The organism is Staphylococcus sp. HMSC34G04 (assembly GCF_001838765.1).
GTDB classification, from domain to species: domain Bacteria; phylum Bacillota; class Bacilli; order Staphylococcales; family Staphylococcaceae; genus Staphylococcus; species Staphylococcus epidermidis.
In genome coordinates this window covers 1-19,266 of the sequence record NZ_KV838698.1, presented here as the reverse complement: position 1 = coordinate 19,266, position 19,266 = coordinate 1, and the positions used below count along the sequence as shown (strand labels likewise).

The following is a 19,266-nucleotide window of genomic DNA, read 5'->3' as shown; positions in this document are numbered from 1 at the left end:
CTCCTTCTCTCTATTAACTTAAATATATCATGATATTTAATTGAACGCTTTAATTTTCAAGCTAATATTTTTGTTAATGTGCAGTCATTCGTTATAATAAGTTTACCAAATTACAAAAAGGAGTAGATAGTGATGAAAAATATTCATCAAACTGAAGAATTTAATTCTACTATTGGTAGTACTGATCCTGTAATTATCAAGTTTGAAGCCGACTGGTGTCCAGATTGTAAAGCGATGGATATGTGGATAGATCCAATTGTTGAAAAATATAATAATTATCAATGGTATGTGGTCGATCGTGATGAATTAGAAGATGTGACAACTGAAAATGATGTTATGGGTATCCCAAGTATTTTAATATTCCAAAATGGTGAAAAATTAGCACACTTGCATTCAGCAAATGCTAAATCACCTGAACAAGTTGAATCATTCTTATCTGAACATTTAGATTAATAATATTTAACCAAAAAAACCTGAGACATTATCAAACGTCTCAGGTTTTTCTTGTATTATTCGTAAGTAACTAAAGTAAATACTTCTGTTTCCAACTCTGTTACTCGTTGTCACGGTGAAACAATAAACACAAATTACATCTCACCTATTTTTAATACACGCTCAATATCACGGATGATTTATTCAAATTCGGTAATAAGATTTTTATTTTTACGTTTAGCCTTAGTTGGTACTTCTTCTAAATCAGTAAGATACAAAAATCCTGCTAATATTTCATTATCTTTTACACCTAAGACTTTTCGTATTTTAGGATCAAAGATATATTGTGGCGACTTCCAACAAGTACCAATACCCGCTTCGTATAAAAGTAACATTAAATTTTGAGCAAACGCTCCAAATGCAAAATAATTTTCACGACTTTGACGTTGTCTTGGATCATCTTTTAAAATCAACAACAACATGCCACCCAAATTTGTTACTGCATAAAAGTGATCCTCTCGCTTTTCAGGACTATCTGGAAAAGCAAATCTTGTGATATCCCTACTAAAATCACCGAGTTTATCTTTTGAAATATGAACCAATCTCCATGGTTCTCTCATACCATGATTTGGAGCGTCAGCAGCTTTATATATTGCATCGTAAACCGTTTGATCATCAACCACCATATCGTGTTTAAATTTTTTGACGCTTCTACGATTAGATATAGCTTCTTGTAATTCCAATGTATTTCGCTCCCTTTATTTTATACATGATAACCATTATCAATTATAAGATACATTGTTATTGAATTCAAACTTACAAGTTAATCCTCATAAAATGAAACCAAGGATTTTAACTTAGAGACATGTATCTGTCCCGGTGCTTGTGGTTCTTCTATGCAACCATAAGACAGCGTTCCACCAAATACGCCTTGAGCAATTCGGCTGACTTTACCCAAACTAGACATCGATATACCGACAATTCGGCATGATGTGTGCTTCGCTGTCAGTGACATGGCTTCTAATAAATGTAACACGTCCTCTTGACTTTTAGGCATAACCGCAAGCTTTAAATAATCAGGATTGAGCTTTTGCATTTTAAAGTAAATAAATTTAAGTTCATCTAAAGCCGGTGTTTCTTGAAAATTATGATGCGAAAGAACAACTTCGAGCCCTTTTTGTTGTGCACGTTGAACAAGAAGCATATATTTTTCAATATTGATGGCACTACTCCACTCAATATCAATCATATCAAATTGTGGGCACTCAATTAATTCACCTAATATATTTAAATACTCTTGCTCATTTACAGCTCCTTTCCCCCCTTGAATTGAAGTTCTATATGTTACTAATATTTTCAAATGGAATATTTTTAATTGCTTAATCACTTCCTTTAATAATGCATTATTAAAGGATGGCCATTGGTCAATGCGCAATTCAACGATATCTATTGATTTCTCGTTTATTTTTATATCATTGAGTAAAGTTTTAGAAAGCTTTTCTTCTGGTGCAATTGTCGCCGCGATATCTACATGGGTCATTCTATCCCTCATTTCGTACACTATAGTAATTTTATTTTATATGATTTTCTTTCATTCATACAAATATCTCTAAACTTATTATTAAAATTTCAAATGAATGATTAAGTTCACCTACTGTTGGGTATCAATAAAATACATACATTTTGAGGAGGTAATAATGATGGCAGTTCAATATGAAACTAAAGCAACTAACGTAGGTGGACGTAAAGGTCATGTCCATACTGACGATAACGCAATAAATGTAGATGTATTACCACCACAACAAGCTGATGGTAAAGCGACTAATCCAGAACAATTATTTGCTGCAGGTTACGCTTCATGCTTTAATGGTGCATTTGATTTAATTTTAAAACAAAATAAAGTGCGCGATGCTGAACCTGAAGTAACGTTAACAGTACGCTTGGAAGATGATCCAGATGCTGAAAGCCCAAAACTTAGCGTTGATATTCATGCAAAAGTTAAAAATGTTTTATCACAAGAAGATGCCGAAAAATATTTACAAGATGCGCACGACTTTTGTCCGTATTCTAAAGCTACACGTGGCAATATCGATGTAAACTTAAATGTTGAAGTAGTAGAATAATATTTTATCGATTAATTATATTCTTCACCCACAATTTGTGCTATCAAATTGTGGGTGTTTTTTATTACTTTTTAAATTTCTTATGTTATCAATCTTGCTTGTTTAATTAGTATTTATAACATACTTTTCAATAATTTTTTGTAAAGATTCAAAATATACCTTTCGTTTTTTCAAAATATTGATAAAATAAAATGTGATAAATTCATTTCAAAGTTATCATTTCTCAATTACCAAAAATATAAAATGAATTTTAAAAACGATTTTTAAATATATTGTCAATAATGTTTTTTATGGTAACAAAACGATTATTGCGTATTTTTAATAATTCTTTTATTATGTATTTAATAAGTCTTAATTTCAAAAATCATTTTTTATTTATGTTATTTCTTTTAATGGGAGGTCACCATGAACAATATCCGTTTATTGAATCAAAACGATTTGGATTCCTATATTGAATTAATGAAATTTGGTCACCATAACTATGAATGGGATCGTTACTATTTAGAAAATGTTGGCATTGATAGACTCAAAACTATCCTGTCTAATCATACTGATTATTGGAATATATTTGGTGCTTTTGAAGATGATGAACTTGTTGCAACATGTACTTTAAAACAAATGAATTATGTAGGTAAATGCCACAAAGCTATTCTTGAAAATAATTTTGTTAAAAATAATGATGAAATTGTTAACCGAGAATTAATTAATCATATTATTCAATACGCTAAAGAACATAACATTGAAACATTGATGATTGCTATTGCATCAAATAATATAAGTGCTAAAGTGTTTTTTAGTTCTATAGGTTTCGAAAATCTTGCTTTTGAAAAAAACGCTAGCAAAATTGGCGATGAATATTTTGACGAAAATTGGCTCATTTATTCAACAACTGAGTCATCAGAATAAAATACTTATATTTACCTTTTAAACATTTTCATTATTAAGTCCATACATGGAAATAGTACTTTTTGATGATGAGTTTATATGGATATTTAAAATGACTACTTCAAAAATCAGTAACTCAAAACATATATTATTTAAGTGATTCCCATATACAAAAAGTTTAAAAATTTAGCCTCCAATGAAATTACACAAATCATTTGAGGCTATGTTAATTTTTCTGTAGTTATTGAACAATTAACGTACGCATATTATTAAAACTATCTTGTAAGTAAACTATTTTTTAATGGGATTAATTATATCTTTAAATATAAATTCTTCTCCATCGTATTCAAATTTTACAATGTTACAATTTCCTATTTCAAATTTACTTCCCCTATCATACCCTAATATATTTCTTACAAATAAACCAATTGTGCTACCATGACTCACTGCTAGAATCGTCTCTCCATCTGTTGTATTCATCATTTCATAGAGTGCTCGATTAACCCTTTGTTCAACTTCAGATCTTGATTCTCCTTCAAATGGTACAACAGCATCACCATACAAATATTTAGGTTGTTTAATAGCTCTTAATAACTCGATACTTTCCCCTTCAAATAATCCAAATCCCCACTCTTTAAGATCTTTTACACACCAATATTGTTGGTTTGGCACAGTGTTCTCTAACGTGTCACGTGCTCTTTGTTGTGGTGATGAATAAAGATAGTCAAAATGAATATTTTTCGTTTTAAAATATTGTTGTGCTGCATTCGCTTGTTGTACACCTAAAGCAGTCAAAGGTGAGTCACTAGCCCCTTGTATTTTACCTTTTAAGTTAAATACTGTTTGACCATGTCTCATTAGATATAATGTTTTAACCAACTGTAAACACCTCTACAATCATTATTTAATATATTCACCAAATTATACACCGATCATTTTTTATGACACTTTTATTTAATCACTGCCAAATTACAAAGTAAACCAATGATTTAAAAAGTTAGAAATCTTACAATTTAAAAGCTGATTGTTTAATAAAATTTGTTTAGGGTATAACTTAACATTAGATTTACATGTAATAAAGGAGGATTAATAATGTCTGCTCATAGTCAATGTAACTATGTCAATCCTAATTCAATTTCTTTAGATTGGGAATGTTTAATTATAAGCAAAACAGATATGCTACTTGATGGTGTACCTAAAGAATTAATTAATACTTGGTTAGATCAAAATGTTATCGAGCCGTTTTGTGTTCGTAATAATGAAATAAACTTTAAAACTAAAGATGTTTGGAATGCGCTTAAGACCCATAACTGGTATTATTCAAATTAATTGATATAAACTAATTGCACGATTTGTACTTTCGATTAACTGACGATCATTATAATTAAGAAGCACATAAGTTCTTATAGAATTATTGTTTTTCTCTTCCTTTGGGAAACCAGCATCATTTAAAATGTATTGTGCTAAATGGCCTAGTGGTGTATCGTCATTGATAAATCCTAAAATAAAATCATAAAAAGACATTTGATTTCAGCCCCTTTTTAAAGTGTTAAAACACTTAAGTTACCTACTTATATACTTTCACCTATTAATCATACCAAATTACTCGAGTTTTTATGTGCAAAAAGTTCTTTTTTGCACTATTTACATAAACTTTTTTGTTAATAATGATAATTTTCATTTATTATGTCTCTTGTGATGAAATTACAATTGTTAAAGGTTTAAAAACAACTATAACATTATATCGATTCATATATATTATAAAGTATTACTAATTTTTTCACCATAAGAACGTCGATAATGTGTATGTCTCAAATAAAATATTTTTTATTAAAGGTAATATATTTACCTGTATGAAATAAATGATATTATAGTATATAAATAACTTAGTTCTATCAAGCAGTATCTAATGAGGTGTAACACCTATGAAATTAAACAAAGCAAATGTATTCAACTTGATATTCACCATTTTATTTTTTACATTTAACATTCTCATAACCTATAACGCAAATATTGATTATAAGTTATGGTTAATACCTGGTTTAGCAATTTGTGGCTTTGCTCTTTTTTCAAGCTTGACCTTAGTAATTATCTATAGTGATTTATTCAGTGAAATATTATTTTTTATCAACATTATCTTAGCACTATATTATATTTATCCGATTTTTTATGAATTTGTCTAAATTTTTGATTAGGGAGGGGTATCAATGAGCTTACATTTCCAAATTTTGCTGTGGCTTTCTATCTTATTTATCATCGCAGGAACGATATTATTGGTAACAATGCTTAAAACTAAAAGAGAAGAACGAAAAGAATCTTATCTAGGTTTTACTGTAATTTTCTTAATCTTTGGTTTTGCCATCTTAATTTATACTTTTATATTCGGAATTTTATAATATGTAGAAATAGAATCACTTCTAGTGAAAAGGCATTATACTATATTATGCATCTCAAAAAGATAAACAATGTATTCTTTTTGAGATGCTTTTTAATAGCGTGATTATGATTTACTAAATTATATTTGATGTAAATCAATTATTTTTGTAACTAGCTTTATGAAACATTTAAGGAGCTTCTATAAATATATGAAATTAACATCTAAAAGCATATACTTATCATTTATATTTTTTATTTTTAGCCTCATGTTATTTACCAACCAAAGTTTTGCAAATGATAATAAAAGTTTTCAGCTAAAACCAGGTGATATTATTATTACAAAAGGTCCTGTTTTAAATGGTTTTTTTGGTCACTGTAGTTTGGCAATTAATCATGACACTGTACTTCAAATTGAAGGCCCCGGGGATAAACCATTAACGGAAGATTTTGAATCTTATCGTGACAGATATGGAAAAGGTAAAAATGAATGGATAAAAGTCTATCGATGTTCACACCCTAACGCTGGATCAAAAGCAGCTCAATGGGCAAAGAATCATTATGAGAACAGTGATAGCGAATATCTTGTTACACTCAACTTAAAAAGCAAAACATTTACATATTGCACTAAAATTATATATCAAGCATATAAATACGGGGTAGACAAAAATTCCGTAAGTGATCACGGTTTATATATTATTTCACCCTATGCGCTAACAGATAATTTTACAGATGAATATAAATTAAAATTAGTAAAAACATATTAAAAATCCCGATGGTAACGTGAACTTATTCCGTTTTTCACATTACCATTGGGATTTATAGTCATCCTTCTTTAAAAAAGTTAATAAATTGGTCTTGCTTATCAATAAGTTCTAAATAGGAAATTGAACTAAACGGTATAATACGTGTACAATTTTTACATGGATAAATAATAACTTCGTTTTCATAATCAACATGAATATCATTCTCTAATACAATTCTCTTATTCCCAATAACAACGACAACTGCTTTGAAACTATCATCATTCAAGTATTTTTTTAATAGATTTTTATTCATCACACCATCACATCCCTTTACTATAAATTACCACATTATTGTTAAAACAATGTGAAGATTTTGAATTCTTTTATTTTATTAATTAGTATCTATTCAAAATGGGTATAGAAAATATATAGTAAAAAGTTAGTATATAATAATTAAATGGAATTAAATTTATAACCTTATTAAATATTTAAGAATATTTATTGTTTATATAAAAAAGGAGTTACTATGAGAAACAAAGACAATCAGCATTCGAGATTATATTATATTATTTTGACAGTCGTTATTATCGCAATTTGTGTTGTTGTTGTAATACTTTTTAATACTTTAAAGACAAACCGTTCTCATTCTACGGATAGATACGCAGATTTTACTGAATTAAAAAAAGATACGATAAAAAATAAAGATTGGCGTATTAAAACAAAACATCGTAAAAATAAGGATATTTTAGTCACTGCAATTCACGGTGGAGGTATCGAACCAGGTACGACTGAAATTGCACGACGTATTTCCAATGTTGGAAAATATAATTTTTATACCTTTGAAGGTCTTCGAAAATCTAATAACGATCAACTACATGTAACATCCACTCATTTTAACGAACCTATATTAGATAAGTTACTTAAAAACACTAAAGAAACATTATCTATACATGGATTCTCTGGAGATGACCCTATTGTTTATATCGGAGGTAAAGATAAAGAGATGTCTCACTCTATCGCAAAAGAATTACGTAAAAAAGACTTTACTGTAAAAGAAAGTCCTAACAGAATCGATGCAAAGTCATCAGATAATATAGCTAATAAAAATGAATCTAATTCAGGTGTCCAATTAGAACTCACGACTGCATTGCGAAAACAGTTTTTCAAACATTATAAATTAGATCGACATACACGTAGTGATTCAGATAAATATACTAAAGATTTTTACAAATTTGCGAACGCAGTGCAAAAAGGTGTCGAAAAGGTAAATTAAATTTTAAAATAAATATTGTAATGCTTAAAAAAATTGCACTTACTTAAAATCTAATAAGTGGAATAATATTTATTTAATATAGTCGGAGGCAGATTTTGATGGAAAACCTTACAAAAGAACAAAAATATACAATAGCTAAATTTTATAAATTATATATGGAAAGATCTAATGCGGGGCAACCAGAAGAAGAAGCTAATCATTTTAAAGATTCTGTAACGGCACAAGATGATTATTTTTGTGATAGAAAATATGAAGATTTCATTCATAACTGTAAAGTCTTAATAAATGAAGGTTACTTAAATGGCGAGATTGAAGATAACAAAATATATAATATTCAGGTTACAACAAAAGCTTTTACAGAAATTGAGCGTAGCTTTGGTTAAAAAATTACAAGTAAGGTGATGAATATGAAAGATTGGACAATTAACAATCACTCCAAACGACAATTGATTATTCAAAACAATCATAATGATATTTCGATTATAGAACCATTACGAAATGGTTCTTTTAAAATACTTGCTGAATTTAATGCCTTAAATACAGATTACATCCAAATTTATGACCACACCCTTGTTGTTTCTATACATGAGAAAGAGATTAGTGTGTTTGATCGATCGTCACAGTCAATTTAAAGTAAGTAACTATTTAATTTATAATTGTTTCAATTATTATTTAGAAGATTTTTAAAAAGCACATCACTTTAGAGCAATTTAGTTAGATATAAATATATTTTTGTGATAACCTATACATGTTACACTCTGTGAGTGTTTAACATTACTTCTTGTTATCGCCGTGCAGACTTTAATTTTCGTCATTATTAAAGTAACTGCATTGGCGTTTTTTTATTTCAAAAAGGTTTTTACTACAAATATAATAGAATTAACATTTAAAATATAGTAATCGTTATAAAACAACTACACTTTTCATTGCTATCTTTTATTTAATTTTATAATCTTATGGTATACATCAATCATCATCATAGATAAACTTGCTCTAAAACAAAACCAAAAAAAGTATATTAATAAGTATAAATCAACAATAAAAAAAGAATTACACACAAGAAATTCTATAAAATGCAACGTGGAAAGCTATATAGAGAATTTTAATAGAGATGTTTTATAGACATAACAAATTGATATTCGAACTACCAGTTGAAGATCTGACTAAAGGACTGAATATTAATTTAATTATCAACAAAAAAAGCCTAAGACAGTTATTTCTGTCCTAGACTTAGTAAAGATATATTATTACATCTTAACAACGTTTGCAGCTTGTTCTCCACGTTCTCCTTCGACAATATCGAATTCAACGCTTTGGCCTTCTTCTAAAGATTTATAACCATCCTCAACGATTGCTGAGAAATGCACGAATACATCTCCGCCATTTTCTCTTTCGATGAAACCAAACCCTTTTTCTGCATTAAACCATTTAACTGTACCGTTATTCATATAGAATACCTCCACGTGCTTTTGCACTAAATATTTGTAACAAATCCATTAATTAAAAGAGAATATTCTATAAAAATAATTCCACAATCAACTTCACGTACTTTATTACTTAATCACTACTATACGCTTATTTTTGGAAAAGTAAAGGATTTTCTATATTTTATAAATTTTAGAACTCTCAATAATGTCAAAAGCTATATAAATAAGGTATTGTACAGATTAATAGTTTATTAAAACTCAGAATCAAAATGAGCTTTTCATAAAATCATAAATACATTTAACGATTAAGAACTATATTATTTTCTTACATTTATTTTTTTAACAGCGTGGCAATTAATATTACTATTTACGCAAACTTAAACTTTTAATCAAATAAATCAAATACGATGTAACTGTAATCAATTGAATTGGAGGTGTACTTCATGTTTATTTTTGATTTATTAAATAAAGGTGTTCAATTTTTTAAAGATGTTTTTAAAACCGATGAAAAATAATCAAAGCCTTTAAGAGAACAATTAATAATTAAACCTTTAGGCATTTTATCTCACACGACTACATTACAAACACATTTATATCAATCATTTTCAACTGTTAGGACATAACGTATAGAATTTTACTTGAATGTTCTACATGTTAAAAAGTTAGGGAAAGAAATACAATTCTTCAAGAATTTTTTCTTTCCCTACTTTTAAAACATTAATCCTTACCAAACATATAATAATTATAAAATACATAAATTATATCATATTTTTAGAAACAGAAAAGAATTCAAAGTTATTTTGTTTTTGAAATTATTTTACACTTAAGAATATTTTTTGATTACTTTAGAACTAGAAACCCAATTACTTTAGTTCAATACTATAATTTAGTTAACAAATACATAGGAGGTGAGTTACATGTTCATCATTAACTTAGTTAAAAAAGTTATCTCTTTCATCAAAGGTTTATTCGGTAATAACGAAAACGAATAATATTAAACTATTCTCTACTCCGCCCCTCCTGTTAGAGGGGTTTTTTACGTTAATGATTGTCTGACGCTGAACATAGCTCAATCAATACTATTCAAAATTCAACTTCAAAAAAGCACACTGAAAAATGAAGTAGAACTATAGTCATAACGGCAGAATTATTAATAGAATTAGTGAAAATATTTCTACAAACGTTATCAAGTTTCATCACAAAAAGACATAAAGATAAAACTTGAATAATAAAATTTAGTATCCAATGGCTATAAAATAATCCTCATCAAACTTTATTTGGGAGTCCTTTTAATTCATTAAGATAAAGTTATATAACTAGAGTGTAAGTAACTTTTTCATACACATTATTTATGCAAAAAAACTCTTAATCAGTAAAATACTACTCCCCTATTCTTGAAGTTGTTTGAAATAATCCTCATCTAAATGATTGAGGTTTATATTTTCAATTTGAAGTGTTACATGTTCTAAACCGTATTGTGTTTTTAACAAATCCGAAACTTTATTTATTGTAGCATAAGGCGATTTAATGTAGTCATCACTTAGTACAACATGTGCACTTAAAGAACTTTGATTCGTTGTAACACTCCATAAATGGAATTCATGAATATCTATCACGCCTTCAACATCTTTCATTGCTCCCATAATTTCATCTGTATCATATCGATCCGGCACACGCTCCATCAGAACTTTTGAAGCATTTTTAATAATTTTGTATCCTCCTCTTAAAATAATCAATGAAATGAGAATACTAATAATTGGGTCAACAATGTTCCATCCAGTAAAATGAATCAACACAAACGCCACAATAATACCTAAAGAATTTAATAAATCACCAATGAAATGCCATAATGCACTTTGAATATTAATATTATTCTCTTTCTTTAGAGAAATCATTAAAATGATGGTCAATACGATATTGGCAATTAAACCAATAAACGCAATTAGAATCATAATGCCACTTTCAACAGGTCTAGGGTGTATAATTCTCATGATACCCTCATACATAATTCCTAGTGAAATAACAATAAGTGCTAAGCCATTGAGAAAAGCTACGATAATTTCCAAGCGTAAAAAACCATATGTATAGTTCTTTGTAGGCGGCTTGCTCGAGAAATAAATCGCTACCATTGATAAACCTAATGCTAGAACATCACTTAGCATGTGAAATGAGTCAGAGAGTAACGCTAGTGAATTCGACACAATACCTCCTACAAACTCAACTACAGTGAATATCATAGTAATAACTAAAGATAACCATAATGTAATTTTTGAGCTACTTTGAAACTTTCTATGTTCAATGTGGTGAAAATAATCAGGTTTATTTTCCATGTTTTTCCTCCATCTTTTTACATCTGTTTAATTTTAAAGTTATTATACCCTTAATCTCATTTAAATAACTTAAATGAGTATTCGTTTGTAACTTCTCTAACTTTTTATAACTCAATTTTTTAATATGTTATAAAACTAACATTTCCTGTAAATTAAAGTTCATATTATTTAAACATTTAAAGGACATAATAGTAATATAATTAGGTTGAATTATATTAAATTTTCTCTTTTTAACAACGCTAATGGTGTTTAAATATAAATGAGGAACATAAGGAGACATGCAAAATGAATCATCAAAAAAACCAGAGTAGGTTTAAACTACTAATAGCTGGCATAATAGCAGGACTTTTATCTGGTGTAGTCAAACTAGGTTGGGAGGTAATGTTCCCACCCCGAACACCTAGCAGAGATGCCACTAACCCACCTCAACAACTCTTACAATTACTAGGAATACCGTCAGATATAACCCATCTCACATACAATTTTTCTGAGCATGCATTACCTTGGATAAGTTTTATCGTACACTATAGTTTTTCTATCGCTATTGCAATCATCTATATTTATATCGCAAAGAAATATACAAAAATCACATTAGGTTATGGTGCTTTATTTGGTATAGTTATTTGGATCGTTTTTCATTTAATCTTAATGCCAATGATGCATGTCGTACCGAATGCTTTTGATCAACCATTTTCAGAACACCTATCAGAATTTTTCGGACACATTGTTTGGATGATGGTTATAGAAATGGTCAGAAGGTATTTCTATAATATTCAATTAAATAATTAATTAATGAGACACAAAGTTCCAAAAGAATTGCATTTTTGCATTCATTTGGAACTTTCTTATTTCCTAACGTTATAAACAATATAGTATTGATACTTTTATGATTTCAAATTCCCCTTATTACATATAGCAATAAACAATCATACTATTTTTTAAATCATTTTGATAAATCATATGTTAATGACAACATTTTATATTCTCTATAATACAGTAGAAATTAATCCTAATATTGTCGGTTATAAATTTACATTGTATACTGTATTTTATATAAAAATAAATATGGAATACGTTTGTTATTTTCGGTTCGCTGTTCAAATTAATAGTTATATAACTTTAATATTGGGAGAAATTACTAATGAAAGTTAAAATATTAGTTGTTTTTCTTATCAATATCACTATTCTTAACGGCAAGTGGTCTAAACTCCAAATATAGCTCAGAAAAAATATTGAAATGAGAAATCAAAGTAAAAACAAAGCATCTCAAGCATAAGAATTGCAATGAATAAGTTCATTGAACATTACTACAGTGATTTATGATTCTTAAAAGCTCTCAAAATACAATTCAAACTCAAGAACAAGCTATTGATGAAAGTAATAATTCTAAAGATACTCAATATAATCAAAATTCAAATACCATTTCAACAATTTGCAATAACAACTTGAGTACACGCCAAATAACAAATATATGAACATACCAAATCAAGAATGGAGAAATAATACTAGGAATGGACTATCTTCTAGTAAGAGACAAATTCGTGACGAAATTCTCAATGGTCATTACGAAGGACATGACGCACAGAAAGTTCTAGATGCAAATAATTATTACAAAAATTAAAAATTTACATTTAGTTCAACTAAATAGAAAGAGGTTTATATGTTATACGTAATTATAGGCTTTTTTATAATAGGAATCGGACTATATATTTTTAGTTTCTTTTTAGCACAAAATCAAGGATTATCTTATAAAAGTCATTGCAGAAATTTTTCTGCAGTTTTTATATCACTCGGTGTATTATGCTTAATGGGATATCTCGTTCATTATATATCTAAACACTATTTAAGCATATAGTTATCTCCACCAACTACACTTACCAACAAGCGTAAATTTTTTAATTGAGCGAAAGATAAGGGCCAACGTTTTATGTATAGACGGATAAAATCTATCATTTAATGTATAGCTCTTTTTATTTAATCATCTCAACATATACGATATTATTTATTACTAATGTAGTCACTATATATGTCTTACCTTTAATACCAACTCACAATGATTAAAGATATAACCATCTTGGATCGCTCATAACTACATTTATTAAAATAACCGCATTGAAAATATCACTTAAGATACTTCAACAATGCCTCCTAGAATCAGACTAAAATTAACCGTTGATACTATCGACTTCATTTGTTTTATCGTCCTTGACATTGACGTTACGTTATAGATTAAAGTTGATCTTACCAATAAAGGAGGATTAACTATGGAATTATATAGTATGCCTATGTTTAATAAAATTTTAGTTAACGACATAGAGAAATCATCAGAGTGGTATCAAGAGAATTTAGGTTTTAAAAGTATTTTTAAATTTAAAAATGAACAAAATCAAGTTTTAATGGAACATTTACGATTAGCAAAATATCAAGATATAATGTTAATTTCTGGCAAGCAGTTTGAGGTCGGTAATGCAGTTTATACAAATATACTTGTACCAAATATTCGAATTTTAAAACAACGAATATCTTCTCAATATATCGTGGAAGATCTTGAAGAAAAACCATGGAATTCTATTGAAATGACAATTAAAGATTTAGATAATCATTTAATTACGCTTACACAAAGTAACATAAGAAATGAAGAGTTTAATACCTTGATGCAACATACTTCAAAAACTTTTTAAACTATAAGCTAAATCTCCTAGACAATAATTATTGTTTAGGGGATTTTATTTATGAACAGTCATTAATTAAGTTAAAAGTATAATAATATCACACTCTTCATTTCTAATTTAATTTAATCAAGTAATTCAAAAAATTTAATGATCACTCTCCATTACTGTATTATATTAAATCGTTAATACCATGACTTGTATAACTTGAAATATCTATTCAGAAAACTATGATTATATCTTTTGTATTATCGTTTTATCAGTATCTGATGAATATTTAAGTCCGAAACCCATAGTTCTATCCATACTAATATGAGCTAACCATATTAAAGCAATCTGTAAAAGTAACTTTTCATCAATGTATAAATATAATAGCGAGATAATTATAGGTGTGATATACGTATGTCCAATATTGTAGACATAACTACCTGTTTTTCTATTAATCACATATCCTAACATAAAAATATCTGGGACTAATAGTAAAAGTAAAAACAGCCATATAGAAAATTCTAATTTAAAATAAACAGCGATTGTGATTATAAATATAAATGCATTTTCCAACTTAATTAAACTACGCATATTAACCCCCACTTTATTTTGATGTATTTTAATTGAATACTTACTACTACAATTTTAAAAATGATCACTTATTTAGGCTAAGCACCTTTTTAAAGCTGATATCGTGTTTATGCTCATTGTGAATAGTAAATATTTAAAAACTTTAACAAGTTATTACACTTTAAAATTCACTTATGATATTATCATCTTTGTTATATAACTCATATAAAGAATGGTGGAAATTTATGAGCAAAGTAAATAAACCTTTATATTTCTATCTTATGTTATTTCTGTTGACAACTTTAATTGGTGCTTTTCTACTCTATTTGCCCTATACAGGAAAGAAACCCATTAACTTTATTGACGCATTGTTTGTAGCTTCTAGTGCATTCACAGTAACTGGTCTATCACCCGTTGATGTCGGAACACAATTTAATATTTTTGGAGAAATCATTATCTTATTACTTATACAAATTGGTGGATTAGGTATTGTTACAGTAGCAATGCTAACTCTCATCTTTTTAAATAAGAAAATATCAATTAACAATAGAATTTTATTTATGATTACTTGGAATATTGACGAACCCGGTGGTGTAATTAAACTTATTAAACATCTAGCCATATACAGCATCGCCACTGAATTATTTGGTACACTTAGTCTATGTTTATCGTTTATTCCAAAATTTGGTATAGGTAAAGGTCTATTTTTAAGTCTATTCACTTCAGTTTCCGCATTTAACAACGCAGGATTCGCCCTTTTTAAAAACAACTTAATCGACTTTTCAAATGATCCGGTAATCATTATCACTATTCCAATACTTATCATTTTGGGAGGCTTGGGACATTTAGTTGTGGTTGATTTGTGGAACGCCAAAAGTTTTAGAAAATTATCCCTACACTCTAAACTCGTGTTAACTACCACTGGTTTATTAATTTTGATAGGCACAGTTTTCTTCTTTTTACTAGAAAATCAAAACTCTATGTTACACATGGGATTAATTGAAAAAATAGGAAATGCATTTTTCCAATCGGTGACAACAAGGACTGCAGGATTTAACACAATTGACGTTGGAAACATTAAAACACCGACAGCTTTATTACTTATGGCTCTCATGTTTATTGGAGGTGCACCATTGAGTGCTGCAGGGGGTATAAAGGTTACAACTTTTGTTGTTGCAACAATCGCTATTTTTAATACAATACGCAAAGAAAAAAATAACTCTATATTTAATCGAGAAATATCAGAAAGATACATACAGTTGTCTGTCGTAACTATTCTCATTTCTATTGCATTTATCGGTATCGTTACGTTTATACTTACCATAATCAATTCCAATATACCTTTAATCAAAATACTCTTCGAAGTCGTATCAGCATTCGGTACAGTCGGTCTCACTATGGATTTAACTTCCGAATATTATAATTGGACTGAGTTTATTATTATTATCGTAATGTTATGTGGTAAAATTGGATTACTGAATATTAGTAGAGCGCTTGTTCCACCTAAAGACCCTAAAAATTATAGATATACAAAAGGACACATTCACCTATAATGAATTCCAATTACTGTAGAGTTAATATTCAAGGGTTAAAAAATATGTAAATAATTTCTAAGTTATTTAAAGCGTAATTGAAATGATTTTAAGTTCTAAAATTTTAACTGTGAAAGGATATAGAAGCGCATTTGTTAAGTATAAACCTACAAATGTGCTTCTTTTTATTATATTTAGATTGTTCATTACTGTTTCAAAATGTCTTCCTTTAAATCATTTGTTAAATGTCAGTATTTTAATTTATACTATAACACCTATGAATTGAAATGAATCACTTAAGGTATATAGACAAATTATTATATATGAATGATAAGATAACAAGTACAAAGGTAATGCTAAAGTAATTATATAAAACAACTAAAAAATCAAAAGTTTCCAATCATATTTCATAATGATAAATATTAAAAAGTAGTTGATATATACTTGTCAAAATAAAATTAAATATGACAAGTGCTAAAAATCTGTTGAAATTTTTATTTCTCAATTTAAAAAAGAGCATGATGAACGATTTCTTTTTACTTATTCCATCATAATAACTTTAATGTGGTTATCAATAATCGAAATTCCTTATGAATAATCGATTATATCTATAATGTAAAAGGAGAAATGTAAATGAAATTTAGAGAATGGACAATAACGATTAACGGAAAAGGGCCTATAAATGTTGTAGCCAATGAAGATACTTTACTCATATTACAGGAATATCAACATGTCGAAGTAGCATTAAAAATTGATAATGAGACGGTTCAAGTTAAATCTCTCGGTTATAATGAAGATGTAATTATTAACCCTAATACTAAAGAAATTACGATTAATGTGACTAACTTTTTAGATGATGATGAATAATTTAAAATTGAATACAACTAACCAACAGTAGATTATTATTTAATTGATATTGTTAATTTTAGTAAAAAAATTTATATTTTAAGTAGCAATTATAGTAAAAACGGCATTATTTCTAATACACTGTTTTAGTAGTTTAGTATTAATCATTTATATTTTTAAGATATATTATATGTAAAAACCTTTAATATAACATCTAAAACGATTATTCCCACTTTCAGTAAAAAATCGATTTGAAGTTTAATGAGAAATATATGCTAACTACTTCAATATTTCTTCATTAAGATATAAGTATGCTAAAACCCCCAAAGAAATACCAAACAATGGTGTGGTAAAGATACTCGCTGAGAATATATATAATATTAAATAATATATTTCTTCAGTTTGCCATTTTTAATTTATGAGAACTTTCCATATTTCCTTTAAACACAAATAAATTCTCCTTTTTAAAAATTTTAATAAGTAAAATATATGGTTGATAATGTTTTGAGGCTGGGATATAATTCCCAGCCTCATTCAATTTTTATTCGCTTCCTTTTTAGATTGTTCCTTTTTTATTTCTGAAACGGACTTTATATTGTTATGATACAATACTTCAAGATTATTAGAACTTGTTATATCTCCATCAAACTGAAAATCTTCTGTAGATCTTATACCCGCAGTAAAAGATTTATCTTTATCACTATTTACATATCCACTAATATCATAACCATCCATTGTATTTCTTTCAATTTTTGTAAAATGTGTATTCTTATAACCCTTAACATTATATTTCATAAAAAGTTCTATTCTGCCTTTTTGTTGATTGTAATACTTTTCCTCTGCCGCTTTCTTTTCATCAAACTTCATTTTTAAATAGATGCTTAAAAGTATTGTTACAATTACTAGTATTAATAAAACTAGAGTTTTAGTTTTAATTTTCATTTTGTTTATTTTTCTCTTCTTTTTTTATTTCTGAAACTGTTTTAGGATTTTTAATAATTATTTTATCAAATTCTTCAGTACTTGAGTAATCTCCTTCAAATTGATTTTTTTCATCTAAATAAGCAGACGCAGTAAAGCTTAATTTATTATTATTATTAATATAACCTTTAATTGCGTAACCTCCCATTGGATCTCTTTCGCAACTTGTAAAATCAATACTTTTGAAATTTTTAACATTATATTTCATATATAATGTTATCCTTTCTTTTTGTTCATCATAGTATTGTTGCTCTTTTTCTTTTTGTTTGTCACTCTTTATTTTTAAATAGACGCCTCCAATAATTAACACTATACTAATTAATATAATAAATATTAAAATTATTTTTTTATTCAAACAATCATTCCTTTGAAGTGAAATAACATACAATCTTCATACTAAGAGGGCCTGTACCAGCGTAGCCCATCACAATATTATTCGTGTCTGGCTTTCCATTAACAACTGGTGCAAATGCATAAGATCTTAAACCATTTTGGGTATCGTCTCGTTTTTCAATGATTTCGAAATCATTCCCTGATACAGTAATTTCATCCCCAATATCATATTTTTTATATGACTCATTAGCAATATCAAAACTAGTTTTGTCTGTAATACGCATTATACTCATCCTTATATTAATTAGTTTATGGAGGGCTTTATGTTAAACAAAAAAATGATGTTCACCACTTTTTCTATTGTTATCATATTATCACTTATATTTGGAGGGGGCTATATAATGCATAAAAATAAGCGTGAACAGTACTTACATATTCAAAAGAAAAGAATCGACTTGTTTTTCAAAGAAAATATGAACAATTATCAAAATCTAGATTTAACTAAAACAGGGAAAACTCCTATGGGAAGTTATATAATCGAAGTTTATATTAATAACGATAAAAGTTTGTATTTTTCTGCAACTCTTAATAAAGCAGATAATTATCAATTTGAAGATACAATAGGCTATTCAAAAAAAGTTGGCGCTATGTACAAGCCGCCTAGATCTCACAAGAAGTTCCCTAGCCAAATCATCAAAGAAAAAAACTTGAATGAAAATGACTATAAAGCAGACCCACCTCTAATTTGGGGCTTTTAA

The 19,266-nt window shown here is 27.9% G+C and carries 27 protein-coding genes and 1 pseudogene; 16 read left to right on the top strand and 12 right to left on the bottom strand.

The features are described from left to right. Positions 1-132 precede the first annotated feature (132 nt). On the top strand, positions 133-453 hold the full coding sequence (locus tag HMPREF3241_RS01885; RefSeq protein ID WP_070853404.1) for a thioredoxin family protein: 321 nt from the start codon (positions 133-135) through the stop codon (positions 451-453). A gap of 179 nt (positions 454-632) precedes the next feature. Here the strand turns inward: HMPREF3241_RS01885 and HMPREF3241_RS01880 are convergent, their stop codons facing one another. Continuing rightward, complete coding sequence (locus HMPREF3241_RS01880; RefSeq protein ID WP_070853403.1) at positions 633-1,175, bottom strand: nitroreductase family protein; 543 nt, start codon at positions 1,173-1,175, stop codon at positions 633-635. Between the two features lie 80 nt (positions 1,176-1,255). Beyond that, a complete protein-coding gene (gene aroD, locus HMPREF3241_RS01875; RefSeq protein WP_002501094.1) occupies positions 1,256-1,972 on the bottom strand; it encodes a type I 3-dehydroquinate dehydratase in 717 nt (238 codons plus the stop codon). Positions 1,973-2,132: 160 nt separating this feature from the next. On the opposite strand from aroD, the gene HMPREF3241_RS01870 reads away from it, so the two are divergent. Together HMPREF3241_RS01870 and HMPREF3241_RS01865 are read left to right on the top strand one after the other, a co-directional pair. Beyond that, entirely contained in the window at positions 2,133-2,555 is a 423-nt protein-coding gene (locus tag HMPREF3241_RS01870; protein ID WP_002457221.1) for an organic hydroperoxide resistance protein, read from the top strand. Positions 2,556-2,960: 405 nt separating this feature from the next. After that, entirely contained in the window at positions 2,961-3,461 is a 501-nt protein-coding gene (locus HMPREF3241_RS01865) for a GNAT family N-acetyltransferase (RefSeq protein ID WP_002446003.1), read from the top strand. Positions 3,462-3,731: 270 nt separating this feature from the next. Here HMPREF3241_RS01865 and HMPREF3241_RS01860 read toward each other — a convergent pair whose 3' ends face one another. Next, on the bottom strand, positions 3,732-4,319 hold the full coding sequence (locus tag HMPREF3241_RS01860; RefSeq protein ID WP_002475963.1) for a histidine phosphatase family protein: 588 nt from the start codon (positions 4,317-4,319) through the stop codon (positions 3,732-3,734). Between the two features lie 213 nt (positions 4,320-4,532). On the opposite strand from HMPREF3241_RS01860, the gene HMPREF3241_RS01855 reads away from it, so the two are divergent. Then, positions 4,533-4,769: a hypothetical protein gene (locus tag HMPREF3241_RS01855; RefSeq protein WP_002446001.1), complete on the top strand. Its 237-nt coding sequence runs from the start codon at positions 4,533-4,535 to the stop codon at positions 4,767-4,769. Here the strand turns inward: HMPREF3241_RS01855 and HMPREF3241_RS01850 are convergent. Continuing rightward, positions 4,761-4,964, bottom strand: a complete 204-nt coding sequence (locus tag HMPREF3241_RS01850) for a sterile alpha motif-like domain-containing protein (protein WP_002446000.1) — start codon at positions 4,962-4,964, stop codon at positions 4,761-4,763. The two genes, HMPREF3241_RS01855 and HMPREF3241_RS01850, sit on opposite strands and share 9 nt — an antisense overlap. A 401-nt stretch (positions 4,965-5,365) precedes the next feature. Here HMPREF3241_RS01850 and tsaA point away from each other — a divergent pair, with 401 nt between their 5' ends. The 3 genes from tsaA to lnsA all read left to right on the top strand — a co-directional run bounded on the left by tsaA (position 5,366) and on the right by lnsA (position 6,580). Beyond that, positions 5,366-5,623, top strand: a complete 258-nt coding sequence (gene tsaA, locus HMPREF3241_RS13085) for a type II toxin-antitoxin system antitoxin TsaA (protein ID WP_002445999.1) — start codon at positions 5,366-5,368, stop codon at positions 5,621-5,623. Between the two features lie 24 nt (positions 5,624-5,647). Next, a complete protein-coding gene (gene tsaT / locus HMPREF3241_RS01840; protein WP_002445998.1) occupies positions 5,648-5,836 on the top strand; it encodes a type II toxin-antitoxin system toxin TsaT in 189 nt (62 codons plus the stop codon). Between the two features lie 189 nt (positions 5,837-6,025). Next, on the top strand, positions 6,026-6,580 hold the full coding sequence (lnsA, locus tag HMPREF3241_RS01835; RefSeq protein WP_070853402.1) for a lipoprotein N-acylation protein LnsA: 555 nt from the start codon (positions 6,026-6,028) through the stop codon (positions 6,578-6,580). Positions 6,581-6,638: 58 nt separating this feature from the next. Here the strand turns inward: lnsA and HMPREF3241_RS01830 are convergent, their stop codons facing one another. Further along, positions 6,639-6,872: a hypothetical protein gene (locus HMPREF3241_RS01830; RefSeq protein WP_002445996.1), complete on the bottom strand. Its 234-nt coding sequence runs from the start codon at positions 6,870-6,872 to the stop codon at positions 6,639-6,641. A 213-nt stretch (positions 6,873-7,085) separates the two neighbouring features. On the opposite strand from HMPREF3241_RS01830, the gene HMPREF3241_RS01825 reads away from it, so the two are divergent. The 3 genes from HMPREF3241_RS01825 (at position 7,086) to HMPREF3241_RS01815 (ending at position 8,464) form a co-directional block, all read left to right on the top strand. Continuing rightward, positions 7,086-7,832, top strand: coding sequence for a poly-gamma-glutamate hydrolase family protein (locus HMPREF3241_RS01825; RefSeq protein ID WP_070853401.1), 747 nt, complete (start codon positions 7,086-7,088; stop codon positions 7,830-7,832). A 98-nt stretch (positions 7,833-7,930) separates the two neighbouring features. Beyond that, positions 7,931-8,215 carry a hypothetical protein gene (locus tag HMPREF3241_RS01820; RefSeq protein ID WP_002497154.1) on the top strand — a complete coding sequence of 95 codons (285 nt, stop codon included), beginning with the start codon at positions 7,931-7,933 and terminating at the stop codon, positions 8,213-8,215. 24 nt (positions 8,216-8,239) lie between these two features. Beyond that, the gene (locus tag HMPREF3241_RS01815) at positions 8,240-8,464 is read left to right on the top strand and encodes a hypothetical protein (protein ID WP_070853400.1); all 225 of its coding nucleotides are present in this window, start codon (positions 8,240-8,242) and stop codon (positions 8,462-8,464) included. A 615-nt stretch (positions 8,465-9,079) separates the two neighbouring features. Here HMPREF3241_RS01815 and HMPREF3241_RS01810 read toward each other — a convergent pair. Continuing rightward, positions 9,080-9,280, bottom strand: a complete 201-nt coding sequence (locus HMPREF3241_RS01810) for a cold-shock protein (protein ID WP_001829681.1) — start codon at positions 9,278-9,280, stop codon at positions 9,080-9,082. An 896-nt stretch (positions 9,281-10,176) separates the two neighbouring features. Here HMPREF3241_RS01810 and HMPREF3241_RS13335 point away from each other — a divergent pair. Further along, positions 10,177-10,251 carry an epsilon family phenol-soluble modulin gene (locus tag HMPREF3241_RS13335; protein ID WP_095658922.1) on the top strand — a complete coding sequence of 25 codons (75 nt, stop codon included), beginning with the start codon at positions 10,177-10,179 and terminating at the stop codon, positions 10,249-10,251. Between the two features lie 396 nt (positions 10,252-10,647). Here the strand turns inward: HMPREF3241_RS13335 and HMPREF3241_RS01805 are convergent, their stop codons facing one another. Then, the gene (locus tag HMPREF3241_RS01805) at positions 10,648-11,589 is read right to left on the bottom strand and encodes a cation diffusion facilitator family transporter (protein ID WP_002445993.1); all 942 of its coding nucleotides are present in this window, start codon (positions 11,587-11,589) and stop codon (positions 10,648-10,650) included. Between the two features lie 285 nt (positions 11,590-11,874). Here HMPREF3241_RS01805 and HMPREF3241_RS01800 point away from each other — a divergent pair, with 285 nt between their 5' ends. Together HMPREF3241_RS01800 and HMPREF3241_RS01795 are read left to right on the top strand one after the other, a co-directional pair. Beyond that, complete coding sequence (locus HMPREF3241_RS01800) at positions 11,875-12,378, top strand: YagU family protein (RefSeq protein ID WP_070853399.1); 504 nt, start codon at positions 11,875-11,877, stop codon at positions 12,376-12,378. A gap of 1,475 nt (positions 12,379-13,853) precedes the next feature. Continuing rightward, positions 13,854-14,270 carry a VOC family protein gene (locus HMPREF3241_RS01795; RefSeq protein ID WP_002474943.1) on the top strand — a complete coding sequence of 139 codons (417 nt, stop codon included), beginning with the start codon at positions 13,854-13,856 and terminating at the stop codon, positions 14,268-14,270. A gap of 222 nt (positions 14,271-14,492) precedes the next feature. Here the strand turns inward: HMPREF3241_RS01795 and HMPREF3241_RS01790 are convergent, their stop codons facing one another. Beyond that, on the bottom strand, positions 14,493-14,837 hold the full coding sequence (locus tag HMPREF3241_RS01790; protein WP_070853398.1) for a DUF4260 domain-containing protein: 345 nt from the start codon (positions 14,835-14,837) through the stop codon (positions 14,493-14,495). A 224-nt stretch (positions 14,838-15,061) separates the two neighbouring features. Between HMPREF3241_RS01790 and HMPREF3241_RS01785 the strand changes: the two genes are divergently transcribed. Then, positions 15,062-16,369, top strand: coding sequence for a TrkH family potassium uptake protein (locus HMPREF3241_RS01785; RefSeq protein WP_070853397.1), 1,308 nt, complete (start codon positions 15,062-15,064; stop codon positions 16,367-16,369). A gap of 612 nt (positions 16,370-16,981) precedes the next feature. After that, positions 16,982-17,215, top strand: a complete 234-nt coding sequence (locus HMPREF3241_RS01780; RefSeq protein WP_002445985.1) for a hypothetical protein — start codon at positions 16,982-16,984, stop codon at positions 17,213-17,215. A 258-nt stretch (positions 17,216-17,473) separates the two neighbouring features. Here HMPREF3241_RS01780 and HMPREF3241_RS12640 read toward each other — a convergent pair. The 4 genes and pseudogenes from HMPREF3241_RS12640 to HMPREF3241_RS01765 all read right to left on the bottom strand — a co-directional run bounded on the left by HMPREF3241_RS12640 (position 17,474) and on the right by HMPREF3241_RS01765 (position 18,792). Further along, positions 17,474-17,644, bottom strand: a pseudogene (locus HMPREF3241_RS12640) (VraH family protein). Between the two features lie 84 nt (positions 17,645-17,728). After that, the gene (locus HMPREF3241_RS01775; protein WP_079994866.1) at positions 17,729-18,130 is read right to left on the bottom strand and encodes a DUF1433 domain-containing protein; all 402 of its coding nucleotides are present in this window, start codon (positions 18,128-18,130) and stop codon (positions 17,729-17,731) included. Further along, positions 18,126-18,530 carry a DUF1433 domain-containing protein gene (locus tag HMPREF3241_RS01770; protein WP_002495813.1) on the bottom strand — a complete coding sequence of 135 codons (405 nt, stop codon included), beginning with the start codon at positions 18,528-18,530 and terminating at the stop codon, positions 18,126-18,128. The genes HMPREF3241_RS01775 and HMPREF3241_RS01770 overlap by 5 nt, the downstream gene beginning before the upstream one ends. A 4-nt stretch (positions 18,531-18,534) precedes the next feature. After that, positions 18,535-18,792 (bottom strand): hypothetical protein, encoded by a 258-nt coding sequence (locus HMPREF3241_RS01765; protein WP_002495814.1) that lies wholly within the window; start codon positions 18,790-18,792, stop codon positions 18,535-18,537. Positions 18,793-18,831: 39 nt separating this feature from the next. On the opposite strand from HMPREF3241_RS01765, the gene HMPREF3241_RS01760 reads away from it, so the two are divergent. Beyond that, positions 18,832-19,266 carry a DUF1433 domain-containing protein gene (locus HMPREF3241_RS01760; protein ID WP_002495815.1) on the top strand — a complete coding sequence of 145 codons (435 nt, stop codon included), beginning with the start codon at positions 18,832-18,834 and terminating at the stop codon, positions 19,264-19,266.

What these genes read in the sequence shown, in the direction of transcription:
- HMPREF3241_RS01885 (WP_070853404.1), top strand. Translation starts at nt 133, where the DNA reads ATGAAAAATATTCATCAAACTGAAGAATTTAATTCTACTATTGGTAGT.
- aroD (WP_002501094.1), bottom strand. Translation starts at nt 1,972, where the DNA reads ATGACCCATGTAGATATCGCGGCGACAATTGCACCAGAAGAAAAGCTT.
- HMPREF3241_RS01870 (WP_002457221.1), top strand. Translation starts at nt 2,133, where the DNA reads ATGGCAGTTCAATATGAAACTAAAGCAACTAACGTAGGTGGACGTAAA.
- HMPREF3241_RS01865 (WP_002446003.1), top strand. Translation starts at nt 2,961, where the DNA reads ATGAACAATATCCGTTTATTGAATCAAAACGATTTGGATTCCTATATT.
- HMPREF3241_RS01855 (WP_002446001.1), top strand. Translation starts at nt 4,533, where the DNA reads ATGTCTGCTCATAGTCAATGTAACTATGTCAATCCTAATTCAATTTCT.
- HMPREF3241_RS01850 (WP_002446000.1), bottom strand. Translation starts at nt 4,964, where the DNA reads ATGTCTTTTTATGATTTTATTTTAGGATTTATCAATGACGATACACCA.
- tsaA (WP_002445999.1), top strand. Translation starts at nt 5,366, where the DNA reads ATGAAATTAAACAAAGCAAATGTATTCAACTTGATATTCACCATTTTA.
- tsaT (WP_002445998.1), top strand. Translation starts at nt 5,648, where the DNA reads ATGAGCTTACATTTCCAAATTTTGCTGTGGCTTTCTATCTTATTTATC.
- lnsA (WP_070853402.1), top strand. Translation starts at nt 6,026, where the DNA reads ATGAAATTAACATCTAAAAGCATATACTTATCATTTATATTTTTTATT.
- HMPREF3241_RS01830 (WP_002445996.1), bottom strand. Translation starts at nt 6,872, where the DNA reads ATGAATAAAAATCTATTAAAAAAATACTTGAATGATGATAGTTTCAAA.
- HMPREF3241_RS01825 (WP_070853401.1), top strand. Translation starts at nt 7,086, where the DNA reads ATGAGAAACAAAGACAATCAGCATTCGAGATTATATTATATTATTTTG.
- HMPREF3241_RS01820 (WP_002497154.1), top strand. Translation starts at nt 7,931, where the DNA reads ATGGAAAACCTTACAAAAGAACAAAAATATACAATAGCTAAATTTTAT.
- HMPREF3241_RS01815 (WP_070853400.1), top strand. Translation starts at nt 8,240, where the DNA reads ATGAAAGATTGGACAATTAACAATCACTCCAAACGACAATTGATTATT.
- HMPREF3241_RS01810 (WP_001829681.1), bottom strand. Translation starts at nt 9,280, where the DNA reads ATGAATAACGGTACAGTTAAATGGTTTAATGCAGAAAAAGGGTTTGGT.
- HMPREF3241_RS01805 (WP_002445993.1), bottom strand. Translation starts at nt 11,589, where the DNA reads ATGGAAAATAAACCTGATTATTTTCACCACATTGAACATAGAAAGTTT.
- HMPREF3241_RS01800 (WP_070853399.1), top strand. Translation starts at nt 11,875, where the DNA reads ATGAATCATCAAAAAAACCAGAGTAGGTTTAAACTACTAATAGCTGGC.
- HMPREF3241_RS01795 (WP_002474943.1), top strand. Translation starts at nt 13,854, where the DNA reads ATGGAATTATATAGTATGCCTATGTTTAATAAAATTTTAGTTAACGAC.
- HMPREF3241_RS01790 (WP_070853398.1), bottom strand. Translation starts at nt 14,837, where the DNA reads ATGCGTAGTTTAATTAAGTTGGAAAATGCATTTATATTTATAATCACA.
- HMPREF3241_RS01785 (WP_070853397.1), top strand. Translation starts at nt 15,062, where the DNA reads ATGAGCAAAGTAAATAAACCTTTATATTTCTATCTTATGTTATTTCTG.
- HMPREF3241_RS01780 (WP_002445985.1), top strand. Translation starts at nt 16,982, where the DNA reads ATGAAATTTAGAGAATGGACAATAACGATTAACGGAAAAGGGCCTATA.
- HMPREF3241_RS01765 (WP_002495814.1), bottom strand. Translation starts at nt 18,792, where the DNA reads ATGCGTATTACAGACAAAACTAGTTTTGATATTGCTAATGAGTCATAT.
- HMPREF3241_RS01760 (WP_002495815.1), top strand. Translation starts at nt 18,832, where the DNA reads ATGTTAAACAAAAAAATGATGTTCACCACTTTTTCTATTGTTATCATA.